Annotated in this window: 3 protein-coding genes; 2 read left to right on the plus strand and 1 reads right to left on the minus strand. The window is 62.4% G+C overall.

Translation table 11 applies throughout. The features are described from left to right. Positions 1-13 precede the first annotated feature (13 nt). Complete coding sequence (locus ACM6I6_RS16535) at positions 14-1,834, minus strand: glycoside hydrolase family 15 protein (RefSeq protein WP_414920258.1); 1,821 nt, start codon at positions 1,832-1,834, stop codon at positions 14-16. Between the two features lie 241 nt (positions 1,835-2,075). Between ACM6I6_RS16535 and ACM6I6_RS16540 the strand changes: the two genes are divergently transcribed. Next, positions 2,076-3,248, plus strand: a complete 1,173-nt coding sequence (locus ACM6I6_RS16540) for an MFS transporter (RefSeq protein WP_414920259.1) — start codon at positions 2,076-2,078, stop codon at positions 3,246-3,248. Between the two features lie 169 nt (positions 3,249-3,417). After that, on the plus strand, positions 3,418-4,152 hold the full coding sequence (locus ACM6I6_RS16545) for a thioesterase II family protein (protein WP_414920260.1): 735 nt from the start codon (positions 3,418-3,420) through the stop codon (positions 4,150-4,152). Positions 4,153-4,380 lie beyond the last annotated feature (228 nt).

Here is a 4,380-nt window from a genome sequence, read left to right on the forward strand (position 1 = left end):
CGGCGAAACGGTTTCACGGCTGCCAAACACTCTTTTCGCCACTCAATTTCCTGTCCAGAAAACACGCCGCGCTTATTAACGCAAGGTGCGTCAGTGCCTGCGGGGTATTACCCATGTGCCGCGCGTGGCTGTCGAATTCTTCGGCGTACAACCCCAGTGGATTGGCGTACCTGAGCAGTTGTTCGAATTCCAGATGAGCCTGTTCCACCCGACCGGCACGGGCCAGGCATTCGACGTACCAGAATGAGCACGCGGCGAAGGCGCCTTCGGTGCCGGGCAGGCCGTCGATGTGGTTGTCGTCATTGTGGTAGCGGTAGACCATGCCGTCGCGCACCAGGTTTTTCTCGATGGCGTCGAGGGTCGCGAGCCAGCGCGGGTCCTTGGCGCTGACGAAGCGCACCAGCGGCATCAGCAGCATCGAACCGTCGAGGCCGGTGCCGCCGATGTGCTGTACGAAGTGCCCGCGCTCTTCGTTCCAGAAGTTGTCCCAGATGTCCGAATAGATGGCCTGGCGCGTCTGGTCCCAGCGGGCGAACGGCGCGGGCAAGGAGCGTTTCGAGGCGAGACGGATCGCCCGGTCCAGGGCGACCCAGCACATCAGTCGCGAGTGCAGGAAGTGGTGCTGTTCGCCGCGCATTTCCCAGATCCCGACGTCCTCCTGCTGCCAGGTTTCACAGACCTGGTCGATCACTTCCACGGTGTGCTTCCAGCCCTCGTGGGAAATGGCTTCGCCGTATTTGTTGACCAGGTACACCGCGTCCATCAGCTCGCCGAAAATATCGAGTTGGACCTGGGCGTAAGCCAGGTTGCCGATGCGCACCGGCGTGGCGCCGCCGTGGCCGGACAGGTGCGCGAGTTCGATTTCCGGCAGTTCCTGGCGGCCGTCGATGCCATACAGGATATTGAGTTTCATCGGTTTGCCCTGGCAATCGCTGACCCGCCCACGCAACCAGCGCATATAGGCGTTGGCCTCGTCGGTGAAACCCAGGCGCATGAAGGCGTAGACGGTGAAGGACGCGTCGCGGATCCAGGTGTAGCGGTAATCCCAGTTGCGTTCGCCGCCAGTGACTTCCGGCAGGCCGAAGGTCGCCGCAGCGAGGATTGCGCCGTGTTTGCGCGACGTCAGCAGCTTCATCGCCAGGGCCGAGCGGTTGACCATTTCCCGCCAGCGGCCTCGGTAATTGGACTGGCCGATCCAGTCGCGCCAGAACTTCAGCGTGCGTTCCAGGCACAGTGTGGCCGCCCCTTCCTTGAAGCGCGGGTCGTCGATGTCGCCAAGGAGGAACTCGGCGGTCTGGTCTTGCTTGAGCGTGAATTCGGCGACCGCTGCCTGGCCTTCGATGCGCATGACCTGATCCGTCGCCAGGCGCAGGGACGGCTGATCGGCGGCTTCGAAGATCACGTCCTGTTTATCCAGGCGGGCGAGGGTGCGGGCGCGCGCGTAGTCATGGCGCACGGCGCAGCGCAGGTGAAACGTCGCTTGGCCGCTGACTACCCGGACCCGACGCATCAGCACGGGCAGGTTGTCTTCGGTGTCGCCGATGGGCAGCAGGTCGGTGATTTCCACCACGGCGCGATCGCTGAGCCAGCGGGTTTGCAGGACGTTGGTGTCGGGCAGGTAGATTTGCTCGCGGCGAGCGTCAGGCAGGTCCGGGGACAGCTGGAATATACCGGCCTCGGGGGTGTCCAGCAGCGAACAGAAAATCGACGGGCTATCGAATTCCGGCCAGCAGAAAAAATCCACGCTGCCTTTGTCATTGACCAGCGCGGCGCTGCGCATGTCGCCGATGATGCCGTGGGCGTCGATGGGGCTTTGGCGTTCGTGGTCGGGCATTGGGGCTCCGGGAGCTGAGGGCCTAAATAGCTGACTGGTCTTGGCGGGCTGGAGTTCATTTTGCGGTGACTGTTCTGGCCCTATCGCCAGCAGGCTGGCTCCCACCTTGGATGGGTGTACATCAGTCATTGTGGGAGCCAGCCTGCTGGCGATGGGGCCTTCACATTCAAGCAACAATTGGCTGCTTTCCCCTCGATCAGCGTTTATGGCAACTTGCAGATCCTTGTCGAGACCCGCACCCATGGCAAATCCCTACCGCGAACTGTTCAAAGCCCCTGGCAGCGGCGCCTTCGTGCTGGCCGGAATGATCGCGCGCATGCCGATTTCCATGACCGGTATCGGCCTGATCACCATGCTCTCGCAGTTGCAGGGTGGTTACGGTTTGGCGGGTGCAGTGGCGGCGACGTTCGCGCTGGCGACAGCGTTTTGTGCACCGCAGGTGTCGCGGCTGGTGGACCGTTTTGGTCAGCGCCGGATCTTGCCGGTGTCAGCGCTGATCGGGGGCGGGGCGCTGTTGATGGTGCTGCTCTGCACCCGTTTGCAGGCACCACAGTGGACGTTGTTTGTGTTCGCCGCGATCGCCGGCTGTATGCCGAGCATGTCAGCGATGGTTCGGGCGCGCTGGACCGAGCTCTATCGCGGCCAGCCGCAACTGCAAACCGCCTACGCCCTGGAGTCGGTGCTGGACGAAGTCTGCTTCATCGTCGGGCCACCCTTGTCGGTGGGGTTGTGCGTGGTGGCGTTCCCCGAGGCGGGGCCGTTGGCGGCGTTGCTGATGCTGGCGATCGGGGTCACGGCGTTCGTGTTGCAACGCGGCACCGAGCCGCCGGTGCATCCCCACGAAGAACAGCATGCCGCATCGATCATCCACTCCGTGGACATCCAGTGGCTGATGCTGTTGATGGTCGCCATGGGCACCATCGTCGGGGTGGTGGATGTGGTCAGCGTGGCCTTCGCCCAGCAACAGGGCCAGCCAGCCGCAGCGAGCATCGTGTTGTCGGTGTATGCGATCGGTTCGTGCCTGGCGGGGTTGGCGTTCGGCGCGTTGCGCTCGAAAGTGCCGCTGCCGCGCTTGTTTCTCTATGGTGGAGTGGCGACGGCGGTGACGACCTTGCCGCTGCTGCTGGCGGTGAACATTCTCGGGTTGTCCCTGGCGGTGTTTGTTGCCGGGCTGTTTTTTGCACCGACGTTGATTGTCGCCATGGCCCTGGTGGAGCAGATCGTGCCGCCGGCCAAACTCACCGAAGGCCTGACCTGGTTGGTCACCGGGCTGAGCATTGGCGTGGCGATCGGCGCGGCGGGGTCGGGGTGGCTGGTGGATGCGTTCGGGGCGCGGAGCGGGTTTTGGCTGGCGATTGCGGCGGGGGGTGTCGTCCTCGGTTCCGCGATCCAAAGCTATCGCCATTTGAAATAAAGCATTTACCTGTAGGAGCGAGCTTGCTCGCGATGGAGTGTCAGGCGACACCGATGTGTCTGACATACCATCGCGAGCAGGCTCGCTCCCACAGGGGGGGATTCATCCGACTAATTCTCCTTGGCGCTTATCCGTTCTCTTACCTAGACAACATTTCGAGGTAAGCCCCGTGCCCCCGCTGACATTGCTGTGCCTGCCCTATTCCGGCGCGAGTGCCATGGTCTATAGCCGCTGGCGGCGCAAGCTGCCGGAGTGGATCAAGCTGCAACCGGTGGAACTGCCGGGGCGGGGTGCCCGTTTCGGCGAGCCATTGCATACCGACATGCGTCGTCTGGCGCTGCAGCTCGCACAGGAACAAAAAACCACGCTCAAGGCGCCGTATGCCCTGTTCGGCCACAGCCTGGGCGCGCTGCTCGCTTGCGAAATGGCCCACGCCTTGCGCTCGCTTGGCTGCCCGGAACCGGTGGCGCTCTTTGCCTCGGGCACGGCGGCGCCAACCCTGCGCGAGGACTACGACCGTGGATTTGCCGAACCCAAATCCGATGCCGAGTTGATCGAGCAGTTGCGCAGCCTCAACGGCACCAGCGAAGAAGTCCTGGCCAACGAAGAGTTGATGAGCCTGACGTTGCCAATCCTGCGCGCCGACTTCCAGTTGTGCGGGCGCTTCGAGCCGATGCAGCGACCGCTGCTCAAATGCCCGGTGCACGTGCTCGGCGGCAAGGCGGACCGGGCGACGACCGAACAACTGATGGGCTGGCGCAAGGAAACCCACGGCAGCTTTTCCGTGGACATGTTGGCGGGTGGGCATTTTTTCATTCATGAGCATGAGGCCAAGGTGCTCAAGGTGATCAAGGATCAGCTTGAAGTTCATCATCGTCGGCACGCCATGGCCGCTGTGGGTTAACCCAATCGCAAACATTACCGAATCCCTGTGGGAGCGAGCTTGCTCGCGATGACGGAGTGTCAGTCGACATCAATGGTGTCTGATACACCTCTATCGCGAGCAAGCCCGCTCCCACAATGTTTTGCCATCCTGATACTTATTCTCATTCGCTAATTTTTCCCGTCTGCATTCGTTTTATAGGGACGACGCGCCTTTGTGCTTCCTGCCTACTGATCCGGATGCTGAGAA

This window comes from Pseudomonas sp. IT-P218 (assembly GCF_949767605.1).
GTDB lineage: Bacteria > Pseudomonadota > Gammaproteobacteria > Pseudomonadales > Pseudomonadaceae > Aquipseudomonas > Aquipseudomonas putida_AE.